Origin of the sequence: Nonomuraea sp. MG754425 (assembly GCF_021699195.1) — a bacterium.
Classification (GTDB): domain Bacteria; phylum Actinomycetota; class Actinomycetes; order Streptosporangiales; family Streptosporangiaceae; genus Nonomuraea.
Genome location: NZ_SSXE01000098.1, coordinates 12,952 through 34,969, shown reverse-complemented (window position 1 = coordinate 34,969; position 22,018 = coordinate 12,952). Strand labels below are relative to the sequence as shown.

Genomic DNA, 22,018 nt, shown 5'->3' with positions numbered 1-22,018 from the left:
CCCTGCCCCGAGCCGAGGCCCGTGCCAGGGCCCGCCCCGTGACCCGCGCCGAGGCCGCCGCCAGGGCCCGTGCCGGGAGGCGGCATGGGTGGCGGCGGGCCCGTGGCCGGGCGGATGGCCGGGAGTGGCTGCGTCACGCCGCCGACGGGCTCGCGGTGGGCGGGCGGCCAGACCTGGTGGTCGGGCGCGGCGTGCCGGGGACGTCCGTCGGGCGCGCCGAAGCCGTGCGGCGGGTTCCCCGGGTGCTGCGGCGGCCCCTGAGGAGGCGGCCCACCATAGGGGGCCGGTCCGGGCGGGAAGGCGTGGTCGGGGTACGACGGCCCGTACGGAAGGTCCGGCCCGTCGGGCGGCACGACCCGGCCACGCCGTCCACGACGCGGCAGAGCCTCCTGCTCCGGCGGCGCGGCACCGGCACCGGCACCGGCACCGGCACCGGGGCCCGAGCCCAGACCGGGCGGCGGCACACTGCTGGCCGGGGGCACCTGGCCGCCCGGCGCGGTACGGGGGTCCGGCGGCGGGTTCTCCTCCTGCCGCTGGTCGTTCCGGGGAGCGAACCAGTCGCGCTCGTCGTTCGTGCTCATGTCCCGATCACTTCTTCACGGAGTAGACGGCCTGCGGCGAGGCGGCCAGCTTGCGCGCGGCTTCTTCGTCCAGCCCGAGATCGACCTCGACCTGCGGCCGGTACGGCTCCACTAGGACCTCCATGCCGAGCCCCAGCACGACGCTCGCGCCCGGCAGCGCCGAGGCGGGCACCTCGAAGAAGAACCGCCCGCTGACCCAGAGGTCCGGCTGCACCCAGATGTTCGACAGGGAGAGGCTGTTGTCCACCCGGTCGGACGCGTCGAATCGCTTGCCGTCGGCCGTGACGAGGACGGCCTCCCGCATGTGGTACGGCTGGAGGCTCGACTTGGCGGAGACCTCGACGACGAAGAACAGGTGATCGGTCTCGACGGTCTTGGTGTTGCTCTCGATCGCCTTGGCCGTCGAGAAGGAGTCCACCCGGGCGGTGAAGCGCCGCGCGTCCACGTCCTCGCCCTTCGCGCCGGTGTACATGAGCGCCTCGGAGGTCTCGCCCTCGGTCATGTGCAGCGTCTGGAGGCCGATCGCGCCGCCGAGCAGCACCAGGCCGGCGACCGCGTTCAGCAGGCGGGTGCCGCCGCCGCGCCGCTTCCCGGCGCGCCGGCCGCGCCTTGGCGGCCCGGCCGCCGATCGCCGCCCTGTCGCGCTCACGCGGAGTCACCCTTCTTGACCGGCAGGGTCACCCGTGCCGTGATCTCGGGCATGAACGTGTCGCCCACCTCTTTGGCGACCATCTGCCAGCGCGGGATGTTGTCGTTGAATCCGGGCTCGAACGCGAAAGCGGCCACGTCGAGCGTGATCTGCTCCGGCGGCTGCTCGTTCTCCTTCAGCCGGTAGCGGACGACGACCTGGGTGCTCACCCCCGGGTGGAGCTGCCGGGTCTCGCCGCCCTTGGCCACGCCGAAGGCGAACGGCCCGGCCTCCTTGTCGAAGGCGGGGGTGACGCGTACCAGCGAGCCCGCGAAGGAGGTGGCCGTGAACGCCTGCTCCATCTTCTCGGGGGGCACGCCGACGGAGAAGGTGTGGTCCGCCTGGTTGGTGACGTCGAAGACCAGCTCCACGAACCGCTTGTCCTCGTCCCATCTGCCCTGGGCGGGTTCGACCTTCACGCGGGACTCGACGAACGTGGTGGAGTACAGGCCCTGGTCGAGCACCGCGCCCTGGCCGAGCGGGTCCGGCGCTTCGGGCGCCTCGTTCAGGCCGCCGAGGAGAGCGGTGATGCCGATGGCCGTGATCGCCACCAGGGCCACTGCGGGCACCGCTACCGGGCGTCTCGGCTTGTCAGTGCTGCCGCCGGAGGGTTCCGTCATGGGTAAGGATGGTAATAGGTCTCGTCTGTCCCATCTGCCGCAATGCTCCCATCGGGCGGGTCGAATTGCCGAGAACCCTGCCGCTGCAGCGCTTGCAACTCATACGCTGTCACGGAGCGGAAAGGGATGACCCCTACTCCTCATGACATATCGGCGGCCGGAGGGTCACGTGACGGACGTGCATCCCGAGCATGCCCAGCTCCAGGCGGACCGCATCTACCTGGGCTGGCAGTACATCCTGCTCCATCCGGACCCGGGCCCACCACCCAAACGACCATCCCCCGGCGAGAAGCCGTCGCAGCAGCCCGATTCCGCCGAGATCGAGGCGCAGCGCCGCGAACGCCTCCAGGAGGACCTGCTCAACCGGCCGGTCCGGCTCTTCCGCCTGGTCATGATGGTCCTCACCGTGCTGATCGTCGCCGCCGGGCTGGGCGGCTACGTCGCCTGGCCCTTCGCGGTGGTCGGGCTGGTCGCCGCCGGCGGCGTCGCGGCCATCTGCGGCTACGCGCTGCGGCAGGGGGACCGGGCGGTCAAGTACCGCGTGATGGAACAGCAGGCCAGGGACGATCGCCGCCGCCGGGAACGCGACAAAGAGCTGTTCCGCGCCCAGGAGGAGCACGCCCAGCGCTACCGCGCGTGGCAGGAGTCGAAGGACCGCCACGACCGGCAGCTCACCTGGTACGCCGTCGCCGTCCCCGACGAGATCGACCGCATCGACGTGGCCGGCGGCACGTTACCCGGCTGGTCCGCACTGGTCACCCTGCTCGGCGCCACCCGGCTCTACAGCGGCGGCCACCTGACCGTGCTGGACCTGTCGGAGGGCGCCATCGCCAAGGACCTCATCGAGCTGGCCCGCAAGGGCGGCGACGACCCGCTGGTGTGGGTGCTGCCCGTCGATCTGCCCAGGCTCGACCTGGGGGCCACGCTCAAGCCGGAGGCGTTCGCGGACGTCCTGGCCCACGTGGTGAGCGTCAGCGAGGAGCAGCGCAGCACCCGCGACCTCAGCTTCGACAACGCGATCCTCGAACGCGTGCTGGAGGTGCTCGGGGAGAACGCCACCATCAGCCAGGTCACCGCCGCCCTGCGCGCGCTGGCCCAGGTCGGCGACCCGCGTGACGACCTGCGCTGCGGCCTGCTCACCGCGACCCAGCTCGAACGCATCGGCACCCTGTTCGGGCGCGGCGTGAGCGACCGCGTGGTGATCGAGCGGGCCTGGGCGCTGGAGTCGCAGCTCCGCAAGCTGGAGTCGCTCGGCACCGAGGCCGTGCGGCTGCCGCCCGCCCGGCTCCGGGTGGTGAGCATGGACCGCCAGGCCGGCGTGTTCGGCAACCGGGTGCTCGGCACGTACGTGGCGACGGCGCTGACCCACATCCTGCGCCAGTCACCCGCCTCCGACCGGCCCTGGTACCACACGATCATCGTGGCGGGGGCCGACAAGCTCAGGGGCGACGTCCTCGACCGGCTGATGGACGCCTGCGAGACCTCGCGCACCGGGCTCGTCCTGACCTACCGCTCCCTGACCCCGACCGTGCGCGAGCGGCTCGGCAGAGGGCACGCCGCGGTCGCGTTCATGCGGCTCGGCAACGCCGAGGACGCGCGGGTCGCCAGCGAGCACGTCGGCACCGAGCACCGGCTGGAGCTGGCCCAGCTCACCGAGACGATCAGTGACGCGCTGCCGGGTCTCGACGGCGGCTACACCTCCACCATCGCCCAGGTCGAGGACGAGCGCGACGAGCCCGCCGGTGACCACGCCGACCTGGCCGGGGACATCACCGAGTCCACCGAGTGGGGCCGGACCGCCGACAAGATCTCGGAGCGGGAGCGGGTGCTGCAACGCTCGCGCGAGTTCCTCGTCGAGCCGCACCAGCTTCAGGAACTCCCCACGACGTCCGTGATCGTCACGGACGCCACCGCGCAGGGCCGGCGCGTGCGCCTGGCCGACGCGAACCCGGCCATTCTCACCTTCCCCAAGACCACGCTCGGCGAGCTGGACGACGTACGCGAAGCCGTGCTGGCGATCGACCCCGGGGCGGACGCCGCGGACGGCGGCGGCAACGGAGAGCCGCCGCCGAACCTCGGGCCACCACCGCCACGCCTGGACTGGCGCAAGGGCAGGCAATGACATGGTCAATGTCAAGGTGACGAGCTGACGGTTGGCGGAATTTAACAAAGAACCGTCTGTGGGGGATAGAAATGCAGCCGAGTGTCCAGATGAGCGGGCCCTGGTATCGAATCCAGTCGATCGCGGCACCCTCGCGAAGCTCGTCGGCGGAGTGGGATTTCGTCACCGTGCTTCCCGCGGTGTTGTCGGCGGCGCAGCGTGACCGGCCGTTCGTGATCGGCTGGTTGTCGCGGGGGTCGGGAGCGCCTCTTGAGCTCATCACCAACGCGGGCCCGCTGTCGCCGCCGCGCCAGCCGCGCAGGTCCACGGATGTGCCCGACGACCCGAGCGGGCCGCAGCCGCTGCTGTTCCCCGGCGGGGCGCGCGGGGTGCGGCTGACCGAGGAGTACCTGGCCGACCTGGCGGACCTGGTGTGGGCGCCGTGCCCGGGACGCCAGGCGCCGCCGCTCGGCAGCAAGGGCAGCGAGTTCGACCCGGACGAGCTCAAGCGGCCCACGCTGTTCGAGTCGACGCTGATGACGTTGATGTCGCGGCCGTTCGCGTGGCTGGTGGTGGCCGAGCCGACCGACCTGCTCGACGCCGAGGTGGCCCACCTGCGCACGCAGCTCAACGTGCTGCGCCAGTACGGCGACGCCTCCGAGCGCTCCCGCTTCGACGCCGAACGGGCCGAGCGCCGCATGCAGGAGCTGGACGCCTTCCGCGAGGCGGGGCTGTGGAACGTGCGGGTGCTGGCCGGCGGGGCCACGGCCGACGAGCTGCGGCAGATCGCGCCCGTGCTCGTCGGGTCGGTCGAGATGAGCCAGCATCCGTACCGGCTGCGCAGTTCCCACGGGGCCGCATACTCCCTGTCGGAGGCCCTGGCCGTCACCATGCAGGACCCGGCCGACGGCGCCGCCGCCCCGTTCGCCGCCACGGCGGGGGCGCTGGCCGCGCTGGCCGGGCTGCCCAGGCGGGAGGTGCCCGGCGTGCGGGTGCTGGAGTCGGGCTTCTTCGACGTCACGTCCGAGGCCGAGGGGGGCGAGCTGGAGCTGGGCGAGATCCTCGACGGGCAGGACCGCGCCGTCGGCTCGTTCCGGGTGCCGCTGGCCACGCTGAACCGGCACGCGTTCGTCACGGGCGCGACCGGCTCCGGCAAGTCCCAGACCGTGCGGCACCTGCTGGAGCAGCTCGGCCGGGCGCGCATCCCGTGGCTGGCCATCGAGCCGGCCAAGTCCGAGTACGCCGCCATGGCCGGCCGGCTCGACGACCCCGTCACCGTGATCAACCCGTCGGCCCCCGACGGCGTGCCGTTCAGCGTCAACCCGCTCGAACCCGAGCCCGGCTACCCGGTCCAGGCGCACATCGACATGGTCAGAGCGCTGTTCATGGCCGCCTTCGACGCCGAGGAGCCCTTCCCGCAGATCATGTCGCTGGCGTTGCAGCGCGTCTACGAGGCCACCGGCTGGGACGTGGTCACCGGCGGCGCGGTGCCGGGCTCGAACGTCCCGCCCAGCGTCCCCACCCTCGAACAGCTCCAGCAGCACGCCATGGACGTGATCAAGGAGATCGGCTACGGCCGCGAGGTGCAGGCCGACGTCGAGGGCTTCATCTCGCTGCGGCTGCGCTCGCTGCGGGTGGGCTCGGCCGGGCGCTTCTTCGAGGGCGGCCACCCCGCCGACATCGGCGGCCTGCTGAAGCGCCAGGTGGTGCTGGCGATCGAGGACGTGGCCAACGACGAGGACAAGGCGTTCCTCATGGGCACGCTGATCATCCGGATCGTCGAGCACCTGCGCATGCGGGCCAGGAAGGAACGCTCGGCCGGGCTGCGCCACGTCATCGTCATCGAGGAGGCGCACCGGCTGCTGCGCGACCGCGGCTCCGGCCGGGCCTCCACCCACGCCGTGGAGCTGCTGGCCGGGATGCTCGCGGAGATCCGGGCGTACGGGGAGGGCATCGTGGTGGCCGAGCAGATCCCCACCAAGCTCGTCTCCGACGTCGTCAAGAACACGGCGCTGAAGGTCGTGCACCGGCTGCCCGCCGAGGACGACAGGCAGCTCGTGGGCGCGGCCATGAACCTCAGCGAGGAGCAGTCGCGCCACGTGGTCTCGTTGCAGCCGGGTTCGGCCGCCGTGTTCGCCGACGGCATGGACCGGCCGCTGCGGGTGCGCGTGCCGCTGGGGGAGTCGAGGGAGAAGGCGCTGCCCGGCCCGCCGCCGCCGATCAGGGGCCGCCGCTCGGCCGCCTGCGGGGCAGCGTGCCGTACGGGGCAGGCGTGCACGCTGGTGGAGCTGCGCGAGGCGGACGTGCTGGCCGGCGCGGCCGAGTGGGCGTGGCTGCGCATCTGGTGCGACACGGTCGTGCTGGCCTTCGTCGGCAACCGGCCGCTGCCCGGCGTGCCGCGCGCCCTGTCGGCGGCCTGGGCCGACCTGCCGGCGCGGCGGCGCGAGTGCCTGCTCGCCACCCTCGTCGAGCGCTCGGTGCAGCGGCGCGCCTGGTCGCTGCGCACGTGGTTCGACCCGGCGCTGCTGACGGAGAAGGCCGCGGAGGTCGCCACCCGGCTGCTGGCGGGCGTGGACAGCGGCGGGGAGCGGCCGGGGGCGTCGTGGGTCATCCCGCAGGTGCGCTGGCTGCACGAGGTGGACCGGCTCTTCCCGTACGGGCAGCCGGCCCCCAACCTGCGCGCCCCCGCCCCGCCCATGGAGTACGCCCTGTTCCGCCAGCCGAACGGCACCGTCGAGCCCGAGCTGCTCGGCCACCGCGCCAAGGCGCTGCGCCACCACCCGCTGTCGATGGAGGTGGACCAGAACCGGGCCCTGGCCTGGCGGGTGATCCTCGGGGACGACGAGCACGAGAGCGTGCAGCGGGACATCGTGACGGTCGCGATCGGCGTGGAGTCGTCGGCCCGGACCAGGCACGTGGGGCAGACCATGGGGGCGGGCTGGCTGGACGGCGTGCTGTCGTGGCCGCGGCGCTTCGTGCTGCCGTTCGAGCAGGGCGGCTCCCCGGAGATCGCCTTCGCCGACCCGGCCGCCGCCACGCCGCAGCACTGACGCCCCGGGCCGGGCCCGCAGGACGGAAGACGTTTTCGCCGTGCGTCTCCTGACTACGGGCCAACGGCGACTAGGATCCTTGCACATGACCCAGCTTCCTCTGCGGGCCCAGCTCGCCAGTGCCCTGGGGCGCAGTGCCGCCACGCTGTCCAGGATGACCGGGCGTGGCGACGGCTCGGTGATCGGCGGTCGGGTCGGCCTGCTGCTGGAGCCGGACCTCCTCCGCCAGCTTGCCCGTGACCGCAAGCTGGCCCTGGTCAGCGCGACCAACGGCAAGACCACCACGACGAGGCTGATCACCGCGGCGCTGCTGGAGTTCGGCGAGGTGGCCACCAACGCCTTCGGCGCCAACATGCCGGCCGGTCACGTCTCCGCGCTCTCCCAGCACAAGCGGGCGCCCCACGGCGTGCTGGAGGTGGACGAGAAGTACCTGCCCGAGGTGCTCAACACGACCGGCGCCGGTGTCGTCTGCCTGATGAACCTCAGCCGCGACCAGATGGACCGCGCGGCCGAGATCTGGCTGCTGGCGCAGAAGTGGCGCAAGGCGCTGTCGGGCAAGCCCACCCACGTCATCGCCAACTGCGACGACCCGCTCGTCACCTGGGGCGCCTCCACGGCCGCCGCGGTGACCTGGGTGGCCGGCGGGCAGCGGTGGAAGGAAGACTCCTGGTGCTGCCCCGAGTGCGGCGGCCCGCTCGACCGCAAGGACGCCGACTGGGCGTGCAGGGAGTGTACGTTCCACCGGCCCGAGCCGCAGTGGGTGGTCGACGGCGACACGGCGATCGACCCGCGCGGGCAGCGCTGGCCGCTCGACATCCAGCTTCCCGGCCAGGCCAACCGCTCCAACGCGGTGATGGCGCTGGCCGTGGCCGAGGCGTTCGGGTTGCCGGTGGAGCGGGCGCTGCCCCGGCTCAGTGAGGTCACCTCGGTGGCCGGCCGCTACACCACGGTCGAGCGCGACGGGCGGCACGCGCGGCTGCTGCTGGCGAAGAACCCGGCGGGCTGGCTGGAGGCGTTCGACGTCGCCGACCCGCAGTCGCCGATCATCCTGTCGGTCAACGCGCAGGGCCCCGACGGGCGCGACACCTCGTGGTTGTGGGACGTCGACTACCGCATCCTGCACGGGCGTCCGGTGTTCGTGACCGGTGAGCGGCGGCTCGACCTGGCGTTGCGGCTCGACGTGGCCGACGTGCCGTTCACGCTGTGCGGCACGTTCTCGGAGGCGCTGGCCATGCAGCCGCCCGGCCGGGTCGACGTGATCGCCAACTACACCGCCTTCCAGCAGATCCGATCGGAGTTCGGCCGTGCCGTCTGACAGCGCCCTTCGCATCGTCTGGATCTACCCCGACCTGCTGAGCACGTACGGCGACCAGGGCAACGTGCTGGTGCTGGAGCAGCGCGCGCAGCGCAGGGGGATCGCCACGGAGACGATCCACGTCCGCTCGGCCGACCCGATCCCCGAGAGCGGCGACGTCTACCTGATCGGCGGCGGCGAGGACCGCCCGCAGATCCTGGCCGCGGCCCGCCTGCGCAAGGACGGCGGCCTGCATCGCGCCATCGCGCGCGGCGCGGCCATGCTGGCGGTGTGCGCCGGCTACCAGATCATGGGCAGCACGTTCGGCGGCGAGGAGGGCCAGCCGGTCGACGGCATCGGGCTGCTCGACATCGACAGCTCGCGCGGTCCGGCGCGGGCGGTGGGTGAGCTGGTGGCCGAGGTGGACGCCGCGCTCGACGTGCCCGTCCTGACCGGCTTCGAGAACCACATGGGCGTCACCCGGCTCGGCCCCGGCGTCAAGCCGCTGTCGAAGACGATCAGGGGCGTCGGCAACGGCGACGGCTTCGAGGGCTGCTACGCGGGCCACGTCGTCGGCACCTACCTGCACGGTCCGGCGCTGGCGCGCAATCCCGGGCTGGCCGACCTGCTGCTGTCGTGGCGGGTGGGTGAGCTGGCTCCGCTCGACGACTCCCGCTACGAGGCGCTGCGCCAGGAACGTCTGGCCACGGTGCTGGCCTCCTGACCTCCGCGGCACCGCACGGCCCCTCGTGACCGAGGGGCCGTTCTGTTTCTCCGGCACCGGAATTGACATGCAGCCGTTCGGCTGCCTATCTTGGCCGAAAAGGCAGCCGAACGGCTGCATGTTGGGATGGCGACACGATGGACGAGGTGTTCAAGGCGCTGGCCGACCCCAGCCGCCGCAGGCTGCTCGACAGCCTCAACGCGCGTAACGGCCAGACCCTGCGCGAGCTGTGCGGCGGCCTGGAGATGGCCAGGCAGTCGGTCAGCAAGCACCTGGCCGTGCTGGAGGAGGCCAACCTGGTCACCACCGTGCGCCGCGGGCGGGAGAAGCTGCACTACCTCAACGCGGTGCCGATCAACGCCATCGCCGAGCGCTGGATCGACAGGTACGACCGCCGGCGGGCCGACGCCCTGGCGGACCTCAAAACGGCATTGGAGGACGACCCCATGCGCAACGACCCCGACTTCGTCTACACGACGTACATCCGCACCACCCCCGACCGCCTCTGGCAGGCGCTGACGGACCCCGCCTGGACCGAGCGCTACTGGGGGGTCGCGCTCGAGTCGGACTGGACCGTGGGCTCCCCGGTGACCTGGCAGTACCAGGGCGTCACGATGCGCGACCCCGAGCAGGTGGTGCTGGAGTCGGAGCCCGGCAGGCGCCTGGCCTTCACCTGGCACAGCTTCACCCCGGAGTTCGCCGAACTCGTCGGGCTGAGCGGCGACGAGCGCGCCCGCTACCTGGCGGAGCCGAGGTCCGCGGTGAGCTTCGACATCGAGCAGCAGGGGCAGACGGTCAAGCTCACCGTCACGCACGGCGGCTTCGGCCCCGGCAGCGCCGTGCGCGAGGGCGTCAGCCAGGGCTGGCCGCAGATCCTGTCCGGCCTCAAGACGCTGCTGGAGACCGGCGAGCGGTTGCCGGAAGCCGGCTGAGCCGGGCGGGTCAGTAGACCAGCGCCTGCACGCCCTCCGTGGTCACTTCCTCGACGAACGCCGGCGCGCCCGCGATGCGCACCCCCTCGATGAGGTCGTCGACGGTGATGTTCCTGCGGGCGGCGCACTGCGTGCAGAGGGTCACCCGGCCCGCCGCCAGCACGACGTCGAGCAGGTCGGTCAGCGGCGCGGCGTGCGGCAGGCTGAACTCCTTGGCCCGGTCCGGCAGCGCGAACCACGACGACTCGCCGGTCAGCCACAGGGATACGGATACGCCGCTCGCGAGTGCGGCGGCGGCGACCGTGAACGCCTGGTTGCAGCGCTCGGGAGCGTCGGCTCCCGCGGTCACCTTGATCACCAGTGATCGTGCCATGTCCGTCACCCTAGCTCCGCGCGGCGGGGTTGAGGCGCGAACGCGTGCCGACTCGCCTGCCCGGCGACGGGCGCTCACGCCATGGAGACGACCCACTTGCCCCGGGTGTGCGGGGCGGCGGCGAGGTCGGCGAGCGCCTCGGCCGCCCGCTCGAACGGGTACCTGCGGCTGATCATGTCGATCAGCGTGCCGTCGAGCGACCGGGCGGCGAGCCTGGGGAAGACGTCCGCGCGCAGGCTCGGGGGCCCGTTGACGACCTTGAGCGCGGCGCTCTCGCCGCCGATGGAGCCCAACGTGGTGCTGACCATCCGGCCGCCGGGCCTGAGCGCCCGATCCTCAACGAGACAAGTTGTCTCTCAGCAGGCATACTGTCTGGGTCGGTGCGACGTGACCAGCGTCAACGCCGGCGTTCCGTCCCAGGCTGGACAGGAGGCGTGAGCTGTCTCAGGAGAACGTACGGGTGCGGCGGACCCGCACGCTGCTCAGGCAGGCCCTGGTCGAGCTCATCGAGGAGCACGGCTTCGAGCGGCTCACGGTCGGGCAGATCACCACGCGGGCGATGGTCAGCCGGGCCGCCTTCTACCGCAACTACCGTGACAAGTACCAGCTCGTGGAGCAGATCTTCGACGAGGCCATGGCCGAACTGCTCGGCAGCATGACCGACGGCCCCGACCGGCCGGTGCTGGCGCGCTGGACCGGCTTCTTCGAGCACATCGATCGCTACCACCGCCTCTACGGCGCGCTGCTGGGCGGCAACGGCAGCACCTGGTTCGCGCGCAGGATGCACGCCACCCTCTCCGGCATGACCGTCCAGCACCTGCCCCAGCAGCCGGACGACCTCCTCCCCACGCTGCTGGGCGGCATGTACCTCCAGTCCATCACCTGGTGGCTGGAGAACGGCAGACAGGTCCCCGCGCGGGAGATCGCCGCCCGGACGGCCGGGCTCGCCCTGGCGCTCATCACCGAGGCCAACGGCGGCGAGGCGGCGACCCAGCCCGCCGACACCGCGCCCCGGCCCGGTCGAGGAGGAAGCCGGGGCCGCGACGGCACTACGCTTGGGGACCATGGAAGAACCTGAGGTCCACCCCGACCTGGAGCCGATCGCGTTCCTGCTGGGGCGGTGGGAAGGCGCCGGCGTGGGCGGCTACCCGACGATCGAGAGCTTCAACTTCGGCCAGGAGATCGAGTTCGGCCACAACGGCAAGCCGTTCCTGACCTACGTCAGCCGCACCTGGCTGCTCGACGACGCCGGCGACCGCATCAGGCCGCTGGCCACCGAGTCCGGCTACTGGCGGCCCCAGCCCGACCGGCAGGTGGAGGTCGTGCTCTCGCACCCGACCGGCATCGTCGAGATCTACCTCGGCGAGGTCGTCTTCCACAAGATCGAGCTGCGCACCGACGTCGTGGCGCGCACCGCCTCCGCCAAGGAGTACACCGCGGGCCACCGCCTGTACGGCCTGGTCAACGGCAACCTCATGTGGGCCTACGAGATGGCGGCCGTCGGCCACCCCCTCACCGATCACATGTCCGCAGAGCTGAAGAAGGTGGCCTGAGTGAGCACGCCGTTCACCGCCGCCGCCGTCGAGGCGATCAAGCGGCACATGAATGACGACCACGCCGGCGACGCGCTGCTCATCGTCCGGGCGCTCGGCGGGCGGCCCGCCGCCCAGAACGCGATGACCAGCGACGTCGACGCCGAGGCGATCACGTTCACGATCGACGGCGGCGAGCGGGTGCGGGTGCCCTGGGGCGAGACCCTGACCGAGCGGGCGCAGGTGCGCCAAGCCGTGGTGCGGCTCTACCGGGAGGCGTGCGAGAAGCTCGGCGTGCCGGCCCGCGGCGAGCACTGAGCGGCAGGCGGGCGGGCATGAAGAAGGGCCCCGGGCAACACTCCGCCGTTACGGCGGGCCGGATGGACCAAGGCCGGGAGCTGTCTCCCGCCCTCCGGCTGCCAGGGGCCCCGGTGATTGCCTCGTATTCGCATCACGTAACGAGACAACACGTCCGCGACGTCAGCGGACAACCACCTCGCTAGCCCGATTATGACTAACCATTATTCGGACCACCTCCTTTCCGCGTACTCAAGAAGCTATGCGGTCTGTCGCGAAACGGGCAAGTGAATATCGCCGGGCCGTAGTATCGAGGGCATGACCGAGACGCAGTGGCATGAGGAACTCCGCGCCAGGGGCTACCGGGTCACTCCCCAGCGACAGCTCGTGCTGGAGGCGGTCAAGGAGCTGGAGCACGCCACGCCCGAGGAGATCTGCGTCAAGGTCCGCCAGACGGCCCGCGGGGTGAACATCTCGACCGTCTACCGCACGCTGGAGCTGCTGGAAGAGCTCGGCATGGTCACCCACACCCACCTCTCGCACGGCGCGCCCACCTACCACCTGGCCACCGAGGCCGACCACGTGCACCTGGTGTGCAGGGGCTGCGACGAGGTCTTCGAGGTACGGCCCGAGCTGGCGGAGGGGCTGGTCAAGGGCCTCGACGAAGAGCTGGGCTTCGTCGCCGACGTGCACCACCTGACCGTCTTCGGCCGCTGCCGCAACTGCCGCTGACCGCCCACGGCTCCGGGATCCCCGGCGGGGCGCGCTCGCGTCCGGCCCGTGGCGGTCTCCGTCCTGGCTCCGGATAGCCTGGAAGGCATGCGTAGCCCTCTGCTCGACCTCCCCGGCGCCGTCCCGGCGGACGCCCCTGACTCCGACGTAGCCGCGCACTACGGCGACCTGTTCGCCGAGCAGCGCGCGCTGGTCAAGGGAGAGGCGGTCGTCGACCGCAGCAACCGCGAGGTGATCCGCGTCACCGGCGCCGACCGGCTGAAATGGCTCAACGACCTCACCTCGCAGAAGCTCGACACGCTGAAACAGGGTGAGTGGACCCAGACGCTCGACCTCGATCTGCAGGGCCGCGTCCTGCACCACCTCACGCTGACCGACGACGGCGAGAGCGTGCTCGCCCACGTCGAGCCGGGCACCGGGCAGAGCCTCATCGACTACCTCGACCGCATGCGGTTCATGCTGCGGGTGGAGGTCTCGCGGGCCGACGACCTCGCCGTGCTCTCCACGGCCACGGAAGACTTCCTCGTGCCGCGCGCCGAGCTGCCCGACCACCTGGGCAAGCCGCTGGCGGGGTTGTGGGCGTACGAGGCGCTGCGCATCGAGGCGCACCACCCGCGGCTCGGCTTCGAGACCGACCACAAGACGATCCCCCACGAGGTGGGCTGGGTCGGCGGGGCCGTGCACCTCAGCAAGGGCTGCTACCGGGGGCAGGAGACGGTGGCCCGGGTGCACAACCTGGGGCATCCGCCCCGGCGCCTGGTCTTCCTGCACCTCGACGGCAGCGTCGACACGCTGCCCGAGCACGGGGCTCCGGTGATCTTCGAGAGCCAGGAGGTGGGCGTCGTCGGCTCGGCCGCCCGGCACCACGAGCTGGGGCCGATCGCGCTGGCGGTGATCAAGCGCACGGTGCCGGTGGACGCCACGCTCCTGGCCGGCGGGGTGGCCGCCGCGCAGGAGGTCGTCGTCCCGCCGGACGCGGGCCGTAATGTCGCCATCGACCCCTCGTTGCGGCGGCGCATCCGGTAGCCCTTCCTGGCGGGGTCAGATGTCCACGACGAGGGTGATGGGGCCGTCGTTGACCAGGGAGACCTTCATGTCGGCCCCGAAGACCCCGGTCTCCACCCGCGCGCCCGCCGCCCGCAGCTCCGCCACCACGGCGTCCACGAGCGGTTCGGCGACCGGGCCGGGGGCGGCCGCCTGCCAGGTGGGCCGGCGGCCCTTGCGGGCGTCGCCGTACAGGGTGAACTGGCTGATCACCAGGAGCGGCGCCGACACGTCGGAGCAGGACTTCTCCCCGTGCAGGATGCGCAGCCCCCACAGTTTGGCGGCGAGCTTGGCGGCCTCGGCGCGCGTGTCGGTGTGCGTGACGCCCACCAGGACGAGCAGGCCGGGCTCGGTGATCGCCCCGGCCACCCGCCCGTCCACCTCGACCGACGCCGAACTGACTCTCTGTACGACTGCTCGCATGGCATCCCATTCTGGACCAGGTCCGGCGCTCCCTACACTCGTGCTCGAAAGGGGAAGTGAAATGTCGTTGATTGTGGAAGTCGTCCGGTCCGGGTTCGTGGAGTCCACGCACCACGCGCACATGCTGACCGTGGACGCGCAGGGCCGCCCGGTGGAGACCAGGGGCGCGGTGCACGTGCCGGCCTCGCCACGGTCGTCGATGAAGCCGCTACAGGCGCTCGGCATGCTCCGCAACGGCCTGGCCCTGGAGAATGAGCTGCTCGCGCTGGCCTGCGGCTCGCACTCCGGCGAGTCCTTCCACGTGGACGGGGCCAGGAAGATCCTGGTGGACGCGGGCCTGGACGAATCCGCCCTGCGCTGCCCCGAGGACTACCCGTACGACCGCGCGGTGACCGAGCGCGGGCGCGTCTACATGAACTGCTCGGGCAAGCACGCCGCCATGCTGGCCACCTGCGTGGCCAACGACTGGCCGCTGACGACGTACCTGGAGCCGGCGCACCCGCTGCAGCGGGCCATCCGCCAGACGGTGGAGGAGCTGACCGGGGAGCGGGTGGCCGCCTCCGGCGTGGACGGGTGCGGGGCGCCGCTGTTCTTCGTGTCGATGCTGGGGGTGACCAAGGCGTTCCGGGCGTTCCCGATGTCGTCGCAGGACTCCCATGAGCGCAAGATCTTCGACGCCATGCGCGCCTACCCCGAGTGGACCTCCGGCACCGACCGTCCCGAGGCCAGGCTCATGCGGGCGCTGCCCGGCCTGATGCTGAAGGCGGGGGCCGAGGCGTTCGACGCGTTCGTGTTCGAGGACGGGCGCGCCGGAACCGTCAAGATCGAGGACGGTTCCCAGCGCGCCCGCGTGCCCGTCACCGTGGCGGCGCTGCGTTCGCTGGGCCTGGACGCGCCCGAACTGGCCGAACTGGGCGCCCCCGTGGTGCTGGGCGGGGGACGGCCGGTCGGCGAGCTACGGATCCGCTGACCGCCGGGGGCGACGGCGCGACCCCGGCGGGCGGTGGTGTCAGAGGGAGCGGAACTGGCGGGTGGCGGAGATGGCGCCGGAGGTCGTGGTGGTGAAGGTGCGCATCGACCCGGCGAACTTGGACAGGTCCCACTCGGCCGGCCCGTGGTACCAGTACAGGTTGTCGGCCTGGTGGCCGTTGCCCGTGACGGAGGCCACCACTCGTGACCAGTGCTCCACCCCGTCGAAGATCACGGCGTAGGGCAGGTAGCGGGAGAACAGCTCCACCCGGTGCTGCTCGGGCACGTCCCCCAGTTCGCCGGAGAACAGGTACTGGCGAAAGCCCATGGTGTGCGCCAGCGCCGCCGAGCCCTTGGCGGTCTTGGCCGGCATGAACTGGCCGCCGACGGCCAGCGCGCCGCCCGCGATGATCAGGGCCAGGCCCAGCAGCCCGTACGTGGTGAACCAGGCCAGCCCCAGGGTGGCCAGCAGCCCGGCCCCGACGAGCGCCACGCCGATCGTGGTCCACATCGTGCGCTCGCTGTCGGGACGGCGGGCGAACCAGCCCTGCTTGACCACGTCGGCGTACAGCGCGTCGCGCACCTTGCCGAGGTGGGTGGCGAACGAGCCGGACAACTGCGACAGCAGCACCGCGTCGCGGCCGTCGAAGATGGCCTGGTAGAGCGCCAGTTCGTACGGCAGCAGCGTGTTCACGGGCGCGTTCGGTTGCCTGACCAGCATCCAGTCGGGGGCGTCGTAGGCCTGCCTGGGCTGCTCGTCGATGCGCAGGTAGCCGCGGACGGCGAGGTCCACGATGGTGGCGGTCACGTCGACCACGTCGGCCTGCTCGTCCACGAGCGTGCCGATCTGGCCGGGACGCACCCCGTCAGGCGGGGAGAAGTGGCCGTTCTGCACCGGATCGACCTTGCCGCTCTCGTGGCCGGCGATCCGCGCGTCGCGGCCCCGCGTCCAGTAGAGCAGGCCGACGCCGCCGAGCAGCAGCACCAGCAGGCCGGCCAGGGCGCCTCCGGTGACGGTGTCGAGGGTGAAGGCGGCGGCCAGCGAGAACCGTTTCTCCAGGATGGGCTCGCCGGTGCTGGAGCCCTTCGGGTACCCGACGACGACGGTGAGCGCCTCGTCGGTGGAGATGCTCTCCTGTTCGAAGTCGGCCTCGGTGCCGGTGTGGTCCATCGAGGCCGAGGTGCAGCCGATGGCGGAGGTGAGCGCGCCGGAGAAGCACGACAGGTTCTGCACCTGCCCCGGGCCGCTGACCTTGACCGTGGCCTTGTCGACCTGCTGGTTCCAGCCGTTCACCGCGAACCAGCGCAGTTCTTCGACGTCGCCCGAGGTCGTCACCGCTCCCTTGACGTCGTACTCGACGGTCTGGCCCGTCACCGTGAGCACGTCGCCCGCGAGGGTGCCGCCCTTGACGTTCGAGATCTGGTAGAGCCGGTCGTTGCCGTCGTCGTACCGCGTCCGGGTGGTGAACGTCCGCTTGAGCGTGCCCGACGCCCCGGTGATCTTCTCGACCACGTGCAGGGTGCCGTCTTTGCCGAGGGTCATCGTGACCTCGTCGGTTATCCCGGCCTTCGCTGCGAGGGCGGCGGGGGTCGCCGACAACGTCAGAGCGGTGGCCCCCAGTGCCGCCATCGTGAGTCTGATCCCCATGGCGGCAAATCGTATCGGTTCGTACTTGTCAGTCCAGAGCGAAGTCGTTCGCCGCCCGCTGGACGCTCTCCGGGGCGGCGCCCCGGCCGGGGTTCTCGTGGGCGAGCGCCTGGTTGGCGGCCACGAACGGGCGCATGCGCCGCTCATAGCGGTCGAAGGCGGTCTCGGGGTCCGCGCCGAGTTCCTGCGCCAGCACGTACGCGCCCACCATGGCCAGGCTCGTGCCCTGCCCGGACAGCGGCGAGGCGCAGTAACCGGCGTCGCCCACCAGCGCGACCCGCCCCTTCGTCCAGCGCTCCATCACCACCTGCGCCATGGAGTCGAAGTAGAAGTCGTCGGACTTCCACATCGCCTCCAGAAGCCTGGGCGCCTGCCAGACCTCCGAGCAGCGCTCCTGGATGAGCCGCTTCTGCCCGTCGATGTCGTGGTGGTCGTAGTCGATCACGTCGGCCGTGAAGCCGAGGTTGACCCGCATCTGCGCGGGGTCGCGGTCGCTGAACATCGCGCCGCCCGCCTCGCCCGAGTTGAACCAGGTCTGCCAGTGGTCGAGGCCGAGGAAGTTGTCGGCGGTGTAGATGGACAGGTAGGTGCCGAGGTGGCGCAGGAAGCCCCGCTCGGGGCCGAAGGCCAGCCGGCGCACGTTGGAGTGCAGGCCGTCGGCGCCGATGACGTAGTCGTAGCGCTCGCTCCCGCCGCCCTCGAACGTGACCTCGCCGTCCTCGGAGAGGGTGGCGATGGAGTCGCCGTAGACGTAGCGGGCGGTGGTGGCGTCGATGAGGATGCCGTTCAGGTCGTCCCGCATGATCTCGACGTCGGGGCTGTCGAACCGGCCGCCGCTGAGCGTCGCCTCCTCCGAGCGCATGATCTCGTTGCCGTCGGCGTCCAGCATGTTCATGCCGCGCATGGTCGTGCGCAGCGCCCTGATCCGCTCCAGCACCCCCATCCGCTCGGCCACGGTCAGCGCCGCGCCCCTGATGTCGATGGCCTGACCGCCCTTGCGGGGCGCCGGCGCCCGCTCGACGACCGTCACGTCGAACCCGTGCCGCCCGAGCCAGTACGCCAGGACGGGACCGCCGACGCTCGCACCCGAGATGAGGACCTTCTTCACGGCCGTACTCCTTGTTTGTCTGTTGACGTTGTACGCAGAACTGAATGTACGCAGTACATACAGCAGTTCGCAAGGGTATAGTGGCGAGATCTGTACTAGTACAGGAGGACAGGATGACCATGCCGCCCCACGCCCGCATCGTGGCCGACGTCAAGCAGCGCGTCGCCGACGGCCGGCTGCGCCCGGGGGAGCGGGTGCCCTCGACCAGGCAACTCGCCAGAGACTGGAACGTCGCGCTGGCCACCGCCGCCAAGGCGCTGACCCTGCTGGCACGGGAGGGCGTCGTGGTCGCCGAGCCGCGCGTGGGCACGATCGTGGCCGACCGGCCGGGGGCCGCCGCCGCCAGGCCGCCGCGTCCCGCGACGTCCGAGCACGACCTGACCCGGCGGCGCGTCGTGCGGGCGGCCATCGAGATCGCCGACGCGCACGGGCTGTCAGAACTCACCATGCGGGCCGTCGCGGGGCGGCTCGGGGTGGCCACCATGTCCCTCTACCGGCACGTGGGCGGCAAGGACGACCTGGTCATGCTCATGGTGGACGCGGCCTTCGCCGAGTTCCCGCTGCCCGGGGAGCGGCCGGAGGAGTGGCCGGCGGGCTGGCGGAGCCGGCTGGAGGCGTCGGCGCGCATCCAGTGGGCCGCCTACCGGGCGCATCCGTGGATGGCGGGGGCGACGCCGCTGACCCGGCCGGTGCCGTCGGAGGCGCTGCTCGCGCACTCCGAGTTCGTCATGGAGGTGCTGCAGGAGACCGGGCTCGACGCCACCACCCGGATGTACGTGCTGATCCTGCTCCACAGCTACGTGCAGGGCATCGCCACCCACATCGAGCTGGAGCAGCAGGCCAGGGCCAGCACCGGCATGACCGACGAGGAGTGGATGACCGGGCAGGAGGAGTTCCTGCGCGCCATCATGTCGAGCAACCCCGCCTTCGGGCGGCTGCTCGGCGAACTGGGCGACTTCGACCTCGACCTCGACCGGCTCTTCGAGTTCGGCCTGCGCCCGCTGCTCGACGGCCTCGCCCGGCTGATCGAACCCGCCGCGCGATGAGCGCCCCGGGCCGCTCGCTCAGTCGGAGATCTGGATGCGCAGGCGGCGGAAACCGCGCCCCTTGCTCTCGATCTTGGCGACCCTGATGTGCCCGATCTGCTTGGTGGAGGCCACGTGGGTGCCACCGTCGGCCTGCGTGTCGAGGCCCACGATGTCGACGATGCGCACCTCCTGGACGCTCTCCGGCACCAGGTTCGTGGCCGTGCGGACGATGTCGGGGATGGCGAACGCCTCGGCCCGGGGCAGCACCCGCACGTCGATCCGCCGGTCGGCGGTGATCTCGGCGTTGCAGGCGTCCTCGACGGCCTCCTTGAACCCGGCGGGCACCTCGGGCAGGTCGAAGTCCATGCGGGCGCTGAGTTCGTCCATGTTGCCGCCCGTGACCAGGCAGCCGTAGTCGCGGAACACCACCCCGCACAGCACGTGCAGGCCCGAGTGCGTACGCATGAGGGCCGAGCGCCGCGGGTCGGCCACCGCGCCCCTCACCACGGTGCCGGCCGCCGGGACCGGGTCGCCCTCCACCGGGATCAGCCGGAGGTCGTCGCCTCTGCGCACCCCCGCGATGCGCGTCTCCACACCCTGCCAGATCAGAACTCCGTGATCGGCCGGCTGGCCGCCTCCGCCCGGATAGAATGCCGACCTGCTCAGCACGATCCCCTCAGGCGTGGCGTCCAGGACGACGGCCTCGAAGTCGCGTAGGTTCTGGTCGGACAGTTCCAATCTTTGGGTGCGCCCATGGAGATCGGTGCTCATATCGGCAGCCTAGCGCCCAGGGGTGTTCATGCGTGGCCTGACGAAGCGCGTCGCGCTCATGATCGCGGTGCTCGGGCTGCCGTCGTGCGCGCCGGCGAGCGGCGGCACGCCGTCCCCGCCCGCCCAGCCGCACGCGCCGGTGATGATGTTCGTGGGCGACAGCTTCACGGTCGGGTCGGGGCCGGTGCCGCGCTGGCAGACGTACGCCTCGCAGGCCGCCCGGCTCATGGGCGGGCAGCCGATCATCGCGGGCGCGGGCGGCACCGGCTTCTGCAACGAGGGACGGGCGGGCCGCACCTTCCAGCGCTCGTTCGAGGAGGAGCTGGCCTGGCGTCCGCCGCCCGACCTGCTGGTCATCTCGGGCGGCCACAACGATCGCCGGTGGAGCGCGGAGCTGGTGCGTCAGGCCGCCGCGAGCCTGCTGAGCGAGGTGCGCACCCAGTGGCCGCAGACCAGGACGGTCATGGTCGGGCCGATCTGGCTGGGGGAGCCGCCCAGGAAGGCGTACGGGGTGCGTGACGCCGTGGCCGAGGCGGCCAGGGCGGGCAAGGTGACCTTCCTCGACCCGCTGCGCAGGAGCTGGCCCAGAGAGGCGGTGCTGCCCGACGGCGTGCACCCCACGCTCGCCGGGCACGGCAACCTGGCCGCCTGGCTGGCGGGCGAACTGCTGTGAGGTCTACCAGGGGCCGTAGGGGCCGCTGTTGCCCCGGCCGCCCATGCCCTTGACCGCCGGCTTCACGTCGACGATGTAGATCGTGGCCGCGATGACGGCCGCGATCGAGAACAGCCCGAGGCCGATGCCGATGAACTGGACGCCGCCGACGACCAGGAAGGCGTTGAGATAGTTCCACGCGCCCGCGGCCGAGAACAGCGTGGCCAGCCCGAGGATCAGCAGCCACAGGTTCTTCTGCAGTTTGCCCGCCGAGACGAACGCGTTGGCCGGCACCCGAAGCGCGTGCACGAGCGCGTAGACCGCCATGCCGAACACGGCCACGGCGAGCACCAGGAAAAGGAGGTTGAAGACCCCGTTGATCATACTCATGTAGTCGTCTCCGCCCAACGCCGTGATGCAAACGGCTTCAGCCTAATAGGCGCCCCCGACATGCGGGCACCCCTGAACGGAAAGGCCCGTCGCCCGGCGCTCGCCGGGAGACGGGCCCAGGCGTCGGTCAGGCCCCTGCCTTGGTCGCGCGGGGCTTCTTGGCGGCAGCGGGCTTGACGGCTTGCGACACCTCTTCGAGTTCGAGGGCGGCCTCGCCGGTGGTCCTGCTGACGACCTTGCGTCCGCGTACGGCGAAGTCCTCGTAGACCTCGGTGGCCTTCTCGGTGAGCTGGTCGGCGTACTCGCGGGCCCTGTCGGGCAGCTCGCGGGCGAAGCCCTCGGCCTTGTCGGCGTACTCGCGGGCCTTGCCAGGCAGGTCCTTGGCGAGTTCGGAGCGGCGCGACTGCAGCTTCTGGAGCTGCTCCGGCAGCTCACGCAGCTTCTCGACCGCGTAGTCACCGGCGCCGGCGACCGCGTGGAACGGCTTGGACTCGGTGAGCTTCTTGACCTCGGTGGCCAGCGTCATGGGTTAACCTTCCTTGGTTTCCTGGGTGACGTCGCCGTTGCGTGAGGTCGCCGCGTAGGGCTCAAGAGCGGCGAGAAACTCCTCGGGCAGCGGCGGCTCGTCGTCCGGACCGGAGTCATGCCGGGGACGCGCATTCTGGGAGGTCTGCTCGTCCTCGGCCTGGCTCTCCTTGCGGAACGACTCGTAAATGTCGATCAGCACCTGGCGTTGCCGTTCGCTGAGATGTGCGTCGGCCCTGATGGCGGTGATCACGTCGCTGGGCGGCTCGCGGTCCTCGATAAGGCCCGCCTGCACGTAGAGCGCCTGCGAGGAGATGCGCAGACCTTTGGCGATCTGGTTGAGGATCTCCGCGCTCGGCTTGCGCAGCCCGCGCTCGATCTGGCTCAGGTAGGGGTTGGAGACCCCTGCCGCCGCGGCGAGCTGGCGCAGCGAGATCTTCGCCTGCTGCCGCTGGTCGCGGATGTATTCACCGATCGAGCCGACTTTGGGTAGTGCCATGCCCACAGTCTGCCTCCGAGTGCTAGCAATTGCAAAC

24 protein-coding genes and 1 pseudogene are annotated in these 22,018 nt (G+C 71.4%); 13 read left to right on the top strand and 12 right to left on the bottom strand.

What is annotated here, in order from left to right:
- From FAF44_RS30050 to FAF44_RS30040, 3 genes and pseudogenes are all read right to left on the bottom strand, one after another.
- Positions 1-581, bottom strand: a pseudogene (locus FAF44_RS30050) (hypothetical protein); the annotation flags it as partial.
- 7 nt (positions 582-588) lie between these two features.
- Positions 589-1,230, bottom strand: coding sequence for a hypothetical protein (locus FAF44_RS30045; protein ID WP_237106670.1), 642 nt, complete (start codon positions 1,228-1,230; stop codon positions 589-591).
- Entirely contained in the window at positions 1,227-1,889 is a 663-nt protein-coding gene (locus FAF44_RS30040; RefSeq protein ID WP_237106669.1) for a hypothetical protein, read from the bottom strand. The genes FAF44_RS30045 and FAF44_RS30040 overlap by 4 nt, the downstream gene beginning before the upstream one ends.
- A gap of 169 nt (positions 1,890-2,058) precedes the next feature.
- Between FAF44_RS30040 and FAF44_RS30035 the strand changes: the two genes are divergently transcribed.
- The 5 genes from FAF44_RS30035 to FAF44_RS30015 all read left to right on the top strand — a co-directional run bounded on the left by FAF44_RS30035 (position 2,059) and on the right by FAF44_RS30015 (position 9,990).
- Positions 2,059-4,011, top strand: a complete 1,953-nt coding sequence (locus FAF44_RS30035; RefSeq protein ID WP_237106668.1) for a hypothetical protein — start codon at positions 2,059-2,061, stop codon at positions 4,009-4,011.
- A 167-nt stretch (positions 4,012-4,178) separates the two neighbouring features.
- Positions 4,179-7,040 carry an ATP-binding protein gene (locus tag FAF44_RS30030; RefSeq protein ID WP_237106667.1) on the top strand — a complete coding sequence of 954 codons (2,862 nt, stop codon included), beginning with the start codon at positions 4,179-4,181 and terminating at the stop codon, positions 7,038-7,040.
- 85 nt (positions 7,041-7,125) lie between these two features.
- Complete coding sequence (locus FAF44_RS30025) at positions 7,126-8,355, top strand: Mur ligase family protein (RefSeq protein ID WP_237106666.1); 1,230 nt, start codon at positions 7,126-7,128, stop codon at positions 8,353-8,355.
- The gene (locus FAF44_RS30020; RefSeq protein ID WP_237106665.1) at positions 8,345-9,058 is read left to right on the top strand and encodes a type 1 glutamine amidotransferase; all 714 of its coding nucleotides are present in this window, start codon (positions 8,345-8,347) and stop codon (positions 9,056-9,058) included. The genes FAF44_RS30025 and FAF44_RS30020 overlap by 11 nt, the downstream gene beginning before the upstream one ends.
- A gap of 137 nt (positions 9,059-9,195) precedes the next feature.
- Positions 9,196-9,990 (top strand): metalloregulator ArsR/SmtB family transcription factor, encoded by a 795-nt coding sequence (locus FAF44_RS30015; RefSeq protein WP_237106664.1) that lies wholly within the window; start codon positions 9,196-9,198, stop codon positions 9,988-9,990.
- A gap of 10 nt (positions 9,991-10,000) precedes the next feature.
- On the opposite strand, the gene FAF44_RS30010 is transcribed toward FAF44_RS30015, so the two are convergent.
- Positions 10,001-10,363 carry a DsrE family protein gene (locus tag FAF44_RS30010; RefSeq protein ID WP_237106663.1) on the bottom strand — a complete coding sequence of 121 codons (363 nt, stop codon included), beginning with the start codon at positions 10,361-10,363 and terminating at the stop codon, positions 10,001-10,003.
- 74 nt (positions 10,364-10,437) lie between these two features.
- Positions 10,438-10,671 carry a hypothetical protein gene (locus FAF44_RS30005; protein WP_237106662.1) on the bottom strand — a complete coding sequence of 78 codons (234 nt, stop codon included), beginning with the start codon at positions 10,669-10,671 and terminating at the stop codon, positions 10,438-10,440.
- Positions 10,672-10,823: 152 nt separating this feature from the next.
- On the opposite strand from FAF44_RS30005, the gene FAF44_RS30000 reads away from it, so the two are divergent.
- The 5 genes from FAF44_RS30000 (at position 10,824) to FAF44_RS29980 (ending at position 13,950) form a co-directional block, all read left to right on the top strand.
- Complete coding sequence (locus FAF44_RS30000) at positions 10,824-11,441, top strand: TetR/AcrR family transcriptional regulator (RefSeq protein ID WP_237106661.1); 618 nt, start codon at positions 10,824-10,826, stop codon at positions 11,439-11,441.
- On the top strand, positions 11,428-11,916 hold the full coding sequence (locus tag FAF44_RS29995) for an FABP family protein (RefSeq protein WP_237106660.1): 489 nt from the start codon (positions 11,428-11,430) through the stop codon (positions 11,914-11,916). The genes FAF44_RS30000 and FAF44_RS29995 overlap by 14 nt, the downstream gene beginning before the upstream one ends.
- A complete protein-coding gene (locus FAF44_RS29990) occupies positions 11,917-12,213 on the top strand; it encodes a DUF2470 domain-containing protein (RefSeq protein ID WP_237106659.1) in 297 nt (98 codons plus the stop codon).
- A 297-nt stretch (positions 12,214-12,510) separates the two neighbouring features.
- Complete coding sequence (locus tag FAF44_RS29985) at positions 12,511-12,924, top strand: Fur family transcriptional regulator (protein WP_237106658.1); 414 nt, start codon at positions 12,511-12,513, stop codon at positions 12,922-12,924.
- An 87-nt stretch (positions 12,925-13,011) separates the two neighbouring features.
- A complete protein-coding gene (locus FAF44_RS29980) occupies positions 13,012-13,950 on the top strand; it encodes a folate-binding protein YgfZ (protein ID WP_237106657.1) in 939 nt (312 codons plus the stop codon).
- Positions 13,951-13,965: 15 nt separating this feature from the next.
- On the opposite strand, the gene dtd is transcribed toward FAF44_RS29980, so the two are convergent.
- Entirely contained in the window at positions 13,966-14,391 is a 426-nt protein-coding gene (dtd, locus tag FAF44_RS29975; RefSeq protein ID WP_237106656.1) for a D-aminoacyl-tRNA deacylase, read from the bottom strand.
- A 61-nt stretch (positions 14,392-14,452) separates the two neighbouring features.
- Here dtd and FAF44_RS29970 point away from each other — a divergent pair, with 61 nt between their 5' ends.
- A complete protein-coding gene (locus FAF44_RS29970) occupies positions 14,453-15,361 on the top strand; it encodes an asparaginase (protein ID WP_237106655.1) in 909 nt (302 codons plus the stop codon).
- 39 nt (positions 15,362-15,400) lie between these two features.
- On the opposite strand, the gene FAF44_RS29965 is transcribed toward FAF44_RS29970, so the two are convergent.
- Both FAF44_RS29965 and FAF44_RS29960 read right to left on the bottom strand, forming a co-directional pair.
- A complete protein-coding gene (locus tag FAF44_RS29965) occupies positions 15,401-17,008 on the bottom strand; it encodes a DUF2207 domain-containing protein (RefSeq protein ID WP_237106654.1) in 1,608 nt (535 codons plus the stop codon).
- Between the two features lie 28 nt (positions 17,009-17,036).
- Positions 17,037-18,116 (bottom strand): FAD-dependent monooxygenase, encoded by a 1,080-nt coding sequence (locus FAF44_RS29960; RefSeq protein WP_237106653.1) that lies wholly within the window; start codon positions 18,114-18,116, stop codon positions 17,037-17,039.
- Between the two features lie 113 nt (positions 18,117-18,229).
- Between FAF44_RS29960 and FAF44_RS29955 the strand changes: the two genes are divergently transcribed.
- Positions 18,230-19,162, top strand: coding sequence for a TetR/AcrR family transcriptional regulator C-terminal domain-containing protein (locus tag FAF44_RS29955; RefSeq protein ID WP_237106652.1), 933 nt, complete (start codon positions 18,230-18,232; stop codon positions 19,160-19,162).
- Between the two features lie 18 nt (positions 19,163-19,180).
- Here the strand turns inward: FAF44_RS29955 and FAF44_RS29950 are convergent, their stop codons facing one another.
- Entirely contained in the window at positions 19,181-19,915 is a 735-nt protein-coding gene (locus FAF44_RS29950) for an alanyl-tRNA editing protein (RefSeq protein ID WP_237106651.1), read from the bottom strand.
- Positions 19,916-19,943: 28 nt separating this feature from the next.
- Between FAF44_RS29950 and FAF44_RS29945 the strand changes: the two genes are divergently transcribed.
- Positions 19,944-20,588, top strand: a complete 645-nt coding sequence (locus FAF44_RS29945; RefSeq protein WP_237106650.1) for an SGNH/GDSL hydrolase family protein — start codon at positions 19,944-19,946, stop codon at positions 20,586-20,588.
- A 3-nt stretch (positions 20,589-20,591) separates the two neighbouring features.
- On the opposite strand, the gene FAF44_RS29940 is transcribed toward FAF44_RS29945, so the two are convergent.
- The 3 genes from FAF44_RS29940 to FAF44_RS29930 form a co-directional block, all read right to left on the bottom strand.
- Positions 20,592-20,957 (bottom strand): DUF2516 family protein, encoded by a 366-nt coding sequence (locus FAF44_RS29940; protein WP_237106649.1) that lies wholly within the window; start codon positions 20,955-20,957, stop codon positions 20,592-20,594.
- 127 nt (positions 20,958-21,084) lie between these two features.
- Positions 21,085-21,483 carry a hypothetical protein gene (locus tag FAF44_RS29935; RefSeq protein WP_237106648.1) on the bottom strand — a complete coding sequence of 133 codons (399 nt, stop codon included), beginning with the start codon at positions 21,481-21,483 and terminating at the stop codon, positions 21,085-21,087.
- 3 nt (positions 21,484-21,486) lie between these two features.
- Positions 21,487-21,981, bottom strand: a complete 495-nt coding sequence (locus FAF44_RS29930) for a helix-turn-helix domain-containing protein (protein WP_237106647.1) — start codon at positions 21,979-21,981, stop codon at positions 21,487-21,489.
- Positions 21,982-22,018 lie beyond the last annotated feature (37 nt).

Excerpts from the sequence above, each read along its gene's own strand:
- FAF44_RS30040 (WP_237106669.1), bottom strand. The coding sequence starts at position 1,889 with ATGACGGAACCCTCCGGCGGCAGCACTGACAAGCCGAGACGCCCGGTA.
- FAF44_RS30025 (WP_237106666.1), top strand. The coding sequence starts at position 7,126 with ATGACCCAGCTTCCTCTGCGGGCCCAGCTCGCCAGTGCCCTGGGGCGC.
- FAF44_RS30015 (WP_237106664.1), top strand. The coding sequence starts at position 9,196 with ATGGACGAGGTGTTCAAGGCGCTGGCCGACCCCAGCCGCCGCAGGCTG.
- FAF44_RS30010 (WP_237106663.1), bottom strand. The coding sequence starts at position 10,363 with ATGGCACGATCACTGGTGATCAAGGTGACCGCGGGAGCCGACGCTCCC.
- FAF44_RS30005 (WP_237106662.1), bottom strand. The coding sequence starts at position 10,671 with ATGGTCAGCACCACGTTGGGCTCCATCGGCGGCGAGAGCGCCGCGCTC.
- FAF44_RS29995 (WP_237106660.1), top strand. The coding sequence starts at position 11,428 with ATGGAAGAACCTGAGGTCCACCCCGACCTGGAGCCGATCGCGTTCCTG.
- FAF44_RS29985 (WP_237106658.1), top strand. The coding sequence starts at position 12,511 with ATGACCGAGACGCAGTGGCATGAGGAACTCCGCGCCAGGGGCTACCGG.
- FAF44_RS29980 (WP_237106657.1), top strand. The coding sequence starts at position 13,012 with ATGCGTAGCCCTCTGCTCGACCTCCCCGGCGCCGTCCCGGCGGACGCC.
- dtd (WP_237106656.1), bottom strand. The coding sequence starts at position 14,391 with ATGCGAGCAGTCGTACAGAGAGTCAGTTCGGCGTCGGTCGAGGTGGAC.
- FAF44_RS29970 (WP_237106655.1), top strand. The coding sequence starts at position 14,453 with ATGTCGTTGATTGTGGAAGTCGTCCGGTCCGGGTTCGTGGAGTCCACG.
- FAF44_RS29965 (WP_237106654.1), bottom strand. The coding sequence starts at position 17,008 with ATGGGGATCAGACTCACGATGGCGGCACTGGGGGCCACCGCTCTGACG.
- FAF44_RS29955 (WP_237106652.1), top strand. The coding sequence starts at position 18,230 with ATGACCATGCCGCCCCACGCCCGCATCGTGGCCGACGTCAAGCAGCGC.
- FAF44_RS29950 (WP_237106651.1), bottom strand. The coding sequence starts at position 19,915 with ATGAGCACCGATCTCCATGGGCGCACCCAAAGATTGGAACTGTCCGAC.
- FAF44_RS29945 (WP_237106650.1), top strand. The coding sequence starts at position 19,944 with ATGCGTGGCCTGACGAAGCGCGTCGCGCTCATGATCGCGGTGCTCGGG.
- FAF44_RS29940 (WP_237106649.1), bottom strand. The coding sequence starts at position 20,957 with ATGAGTATGATCAACGGGGTCTTCAACCTCCTTTTCCTGGTGCTCGCC.
- FAF44_RS29935 (WP_237106648.1), bottom strand. The coding sequence starts at position 21,483 with ATGACGCTGGCCACCGAGGTCAAGAAGCTCACCGAGTCCAAGCCGTTC.
- FAF44_RS29930 (WP_237106647.1), bottom strand. The coding sequence starts at position 21,981 with ATGGCACTACCCAAAGTCGGCTCGATCGGTGAATACATCCGCGACCAG.